We start from the raw sequence: 4,551 nt of genomic DNA, 5'->3' as shown, positions 1-4,551 counted from the left end.
GCACGCCGCCGCCCGTCCGCCCCCCCACGACGCGCACCGCGCCGCCCGCTCGCTTCCCGGCGCCTAAAATCCGCTACCATCGACCGATCCCGCCGCCCCGCCCGGCACCGCCTCACGTTTCGGACTTCGATGAACATCCGGTTTCTTGAAACCTTCGTCTGGCTCGCGAAGCTGGAAAATTTCCGGCTCACGGCCGAAAAGCTGCACACGACGCAGGCCGCCGTGTCGAGCCGCATCGCGTCGCTGGAGGAAGCGTTCGACGTGCGCCTGTTCGACCGCAACACGCGCTCGGCCACGCTCACGCCCGCCGGGCGCCGCATGCTCGCGTACGCGGAGCGGATCGTGCGGCTCGACGGCGAAATGCGGCGCGACATCGACGCGGCGAGCGACGCCGGCCTGATCCGGATCGGCGTGATCGAATCGATCGTGCACAGCTGGTTTCCCGCGCTGATGGCGCAACTGCGCGAGCGCTATCCGCGCCTCGACGTCGAGATCACGAGCGACACGACACTGCACCTGATCCGCCTGCTCAGCACCGACGGCGTCGACCTGATCCTGCAGACCGACCCGGTGCCTGGCCCCGACTTCACGAACCTGCCGCTGTGCGAATTCACGGTGCGCTGGGCGGCCAGCCCGCGCCTCGGGCTCGGCGGCCAGCCGCTCGACGTCGCGCGCCTGGCCGAATTCCCGATCATCAGCTTCTCGCGCCACTCGGGGCCGCACGCGACGATCGAACGGCTGTTCGCGGCCGTCGAGCGGCCGGCCAGCATCAACTGCATCACGTCGGTCGCCGCAATGATCCGCCTCGTCGCCGACGGCTTCGGCGTGGCCGCGCTGCCGCCCGCGATCATCGGGCGCGAGCTGCACGAAGACGCGCTGGAACTGCTCGACGTCGAACCCGAATTCCCCGCGCTCCCGCTCGTCGCGACGTACCGCAGCCAGGGCCTGCCGGTGGCCGCGCGCATCGCGGAACTGGCCAGCGAAGTCGCACGCGCGATGCCGGCCGCCGCAAGCCACGCCAAGCCGGCGAAAGTGACACCGACACCGACCACAGCCGATCGCACGGACGGCACACCCGCCCGCCCCGCGACGAAGGCAACAGCCAAAACACCAGCGAAAGCGAAACGCACGACGCCATCCGCATCGCCCGCCACGTCCCCCGGCAAACGCCGCCCGCGCCGCTCATAAGAAAACCTGTTCACCGCGAATTTGTTTTCTTGTTGGACGGGCACGGCCCGTCTTCGGGACACTGCGGTTCCTGACACGCCCCCCGTCACGAGGAACCCGCGATGACCCGCTTTTCCCTTCCGCACGGCCAGCTTTGCGTCTGGACGGATATCGACCCCGCGCACGAAGCCGATTTCAACGCATGGTACGACCGCGAGCACATGCAGGAACGTGTCGCGATTCCGGGCTTCACGCATGCACGGCGCTTTCGCGCGACCGATCGCGGCCCGCGCAAGTACCTCGCGCTGTACGTGACGGAAGCACTCGACGTGTTCCACGGCGATGCGTACCGGCGCGCGTTCACGCAGCAGACCGCATGGTCGCTCGCGAACTTCGAGCGCATGACGGGCACGCAGCGGCGCGTCGGCGAACTGACGATCGAGGCCGGCGACGGTGAAGGCGCGCATCTCGCACTGTTCGTGCTGCCGCCGCATCGCATCGACGTGCCGCAGCTGCGCGAACGCTTCGACGACGTGCTGCACGAACCGGGCATCCATGCCGCACGGCTTTTTCGCACCGCGCCCGACCTGTCCGCACCGATCGGCGCCGATGCGGCCGCCCGCCCGGCCGCCGACGCGCTCGTGCTGATCGAAGGCAGCGATGCGGCCGCGACGCGACGCGTGGCCGCCACGCTCGCCGGCCACGACGACGTGCGCACCTTCGCGCTGCTGTGGCGCGCTGCCGCGCCGCTGCATGCGGCACGCGGCGCCATCGAAACCGAGCCTGCCGCCGCCGCGCTGCCGGCCTGATCGCCTGCGCCGGTCGCCCACGCCGGTCGCCCCGCATGCGCGCGGCACGCCCGCGCATCGGCCCGGCGCTCCATCCCGTTCCCCGTCACGACAGGCCCGACACCATGAGCACTCTCGCCCAGCCCGCCGCCCACGCGCCCCGCCGCGTCCGCAACAGCCGACTCGCGACCGCGAGCATGATCGGCACGTCACTCGAGTGGTACGACTTCACGATCTACAACACGCTCGCCGCGCTCGTCTTCAATCACCTGTTCTTCCCTTCGGTCGATCCGCTCGCCGGCACGATCCTCGCGTTCTCGACCTATGCGGTCGGCTACGTGTCGCGCCCGCTCGGCGGTTTCGTGTTCGGCAATCTCGGCGACCGCATCGGCCGCCGCGCGGTGCTGATGCTCACGCTCGTGCTGATGGGCGTGACGACCGCGCTGATGGGGGCGCTGCCGACTTATGCGCAGGCCGGCATCCTGAGCCCGATCCTGCTCGTCGCGCTGCGCTTCGTGCAGGGCGTCGCGCTCGGCGGCGAATGGGCCGGCGCGGTGCTGCTGTCGGTCGAGCACGGCGACCAGAAGCGGCGCGGGTTGTCCGCATCGTGGACGCAGATCGGCCCGTCGTTCGGCACGCTGCTCGGCACCGGCTGCATCGCGCTCGTGACGCTGTCGACCACGTCCGGGGACTTCCTGTCGTGGGGCTGGCGCGTGCCGTTCGCGGCCAGCGCGCTGCTCGTCGTGTTCGGTTTCTGGCTGCGGCGCGGCGTCGACGAAACGCCGCAGTTCGAACAGCTCGCCGAATCGCACGCGACCGCCGAGGTGCCGGTCGCGGACGTGCTGAAGTACCACTGGAAGCGCCTGCTGATCGCGGGCGGTTCGCGAATCGGTTCGGACGTGCTGTATGCGCTGATCGTCGTGTTCACGCTGACCTACGTAACGACCGTGCTGCACCTGTCGCGCCCCGTCGCCCTGACGGCCGTGATGATCGGCACGGCCTGCAACGCGCTCGCGGTGCCGTTCTTTGGCGCGCTGTCGGATCGCTTCGGCCGCCGGCCCGTCTATCTCGCCGGCGCGCTCGCCGGGATCGTGTGGGCGTTCGTGTTCTTCGCGATGCTCGATTCGGCGCGCCCGGGCGCGATCGTCGCGGCCGTCGCGATCGGCCTGGTGATCCACGCGGTGATGTACGGCCCTCAGGGCGCGTTCGTGACCGAGCAGTTCCCGACCCGCGTGCGCTATGCGGGCTCGTCGCTCGCGTACACGCTCGCCGGCATCGTCGGCGGGGGTTTCGCGCCGCTCGTGATCGCCACGCTGTTCCGGCAGACCGGCACGACGACGGCCGTGTCGCTGTACGTCGCCGCCGCGCTCGTCGTCACGTCGATCGCGCTCGTCGTCGCGCGCGAAACCGCGCACCGGCCGCTCGCGGATTGAGCACCGCCGCGAGTCGCTCCCTTCCTTCGGACTTCAAACGGAAACCCGCATGCAAACCCTGTCGTTCAACGTGATTTCCAGTCACCCCGCACCGGCCACCGTCGACGTCGAGATCGAGCGCGTCGTGATCGCCGGCTGGGCCGGCCGCGATCCGGCGGCGATCCGCGCGCATATCGACGAACTCGCGGCGCTCGGCGTTGCGCCGCCGTCGACTACGCCCTGCTTCTATCGCGTGTCGGCCGCGCTGCTCACGCAGGCGCCGTCGATCGGCGTGCTCGGCGCGCGCTCGGGTGGCGAGATCGAATGCGTGCTGGTCGACAGCCCGGCCGGCACGCTCGTGACCGTCGGCTCCGACCATACGGATCGCGAGGTCGAGGCCTACGGCGTCGCGGTGTCGAAACAGGTGTGCGCGAAGCCGCTCGGTCGCGACGCGTGGCTTTACGCGGACGTCGCGGATCACTGGGACGCAATCGAGATGCGTGCGTGGCTGATCCCGCGCGATGGCGAGCGCACGGCCTACCAGCACGGCACGGTCAGCGGCCTGCTCGCGCCCGACGTGCTGTGGCATCGCTTCGACGATCGCCGCACGATGCCCGCGCGCTGCGCGATGTATGGCGGCACGGTCGCCGTGCATGGCGCGATCGCGGCGATGGGCGACGGCGATGCGTTCGAAATGGAACTGCACGATCCGGTGCTCGGGCGCAGCCTTCGGCACCGCTATGCGGTGGAGGTGCTGCCGGTCGTCGCGTGACGGGCCACGAGGCATCGCGGGACACACGGGCACGACGGCGCTCCGTCGCCGCGGCCGCCCCGGCTAGTACGGCTGAAAACAGTGATAGTCCGGGAAGTTGACCTGCGAGTTGTCGCAATACAGCACACCCACCAGGTTGGTGCACCCGCTCAACGCGAACATGATTGCCCCTGCAACCGACACTTTCCATCCGACATGCAGCATTGCGCCCCCGGTCTCGCTTTCTCGACGTTGCCGCCATGATGCTCACCGGACGCGCCCGGGTATGTGGAGAATTGTTGTCCCGCGGGTTCGTCGGTTCACCAGGACGCTTTCCCGTGCTCATACCCATGCCCGGGCAAAACCGCGGCCCGGGAAAGCGGACGACGTATCGCCCGCCCCGGCGCAAGCCGCGGCGGCGGCCGGCGTGCGC

At 69.9% G+C, this 4,551-nt stretch carries 4 protein-coding genes; all 4 read left to right on the top strand.

Annotated elements, in window-relative coordinates; genetic code table 11:
- Nucleotides 1–129: 129 nt before the first annotated feature.
- Nucleotides 130–1,188: a LysR family transcriptional regulator gene (locus tag L810_RS25935; protein WP_021161275.1), complete on the top strand. Its 1,059-nt coding sequence runs from the start codon at nt 130–132 to the stop codon at nt 1,186–1,188.
- 101 nt (nt 1,189–1,289) lie between these two features.
- Nucleotides 1,290–1,976 carry a DUF4286 family protein gene (locus tag L810_RS25930; RefSeq protein WP_021161274.1) on the top strand — a complete coding sequence of 229 codons (687 nt, stop codon included), beginning with the start codon at nt 1,290–1,292 and terminating at the stop codon, nt 1,974–1,976.
- A 104-nt stretch (nt 1,977–2,080) separates the two neighbouring features.
- Nucleotides 2,081–3,388, top strand: a complete 1,308-nt coding sequence (locus tag L810_RS25925; RefSeq protein ID WP_042976188.1) for an MFS transporter — start codon at nt 2,081–2,083, stop codon at nt 3,386–3,388.
- A gap of 49 nt (nt 3,389–3,437) precedes the next feature.
- Entirely contained in the window at nt 3,438–4,139 is a 702-nt protein-coding gene (locus L810_RS25920) for a DUF2848 domain-containing protein (protein WP_021161272.1), read from the top strand.
- The last annotated feature ends 412 nt before the right edge of the window (nt 4,140–4,551 follow it).

It is taken from the genome of Burkholderia sp. AU4i (genome assembly GCF_000466765.1).
Taxonomy (GTDB): Bacteria; Pseudomonadota; Gammaproteobacteria; order Burkholderiales; family Burkholderiaceae; genus Burkholderia; species Burkholderia cepacia.
Note: the sequence above shows the minus strand (reverse complement) of the source record. Positions and strands in the feature narration are given on the sequence as shown.

Coding starts and splice junctions, on each gene's coding strand:
- L810_RS25925 (WP_042976188.1), top strand. CDS start 2,081: ATGAGCACTCTCGCCCAGCCCGCCGCCCACGCGCCCCGCCGCGTCCGC.
- L810_RS25935 (WP_021161275.1), top strand. CDS start 130: ATGAACATCCGGTTTCTTGAAACCTTCGTCTGGCTCGCGAAGCTGGAA.
- L810_RS25920 (WP_021161272.1), top strand. CDS start 3,438: ATGCAAACCCTGTCGTTCAACGTGATTTCCAGTCACCCCGCACCGGCC.
- L810_RS25930 (WP_021161274.1), top strand. CDS start 1,290: ATGACCCGCTTTTCCCTTCCGCACGGCCAGCTTTGCGTCTGGACGGAT.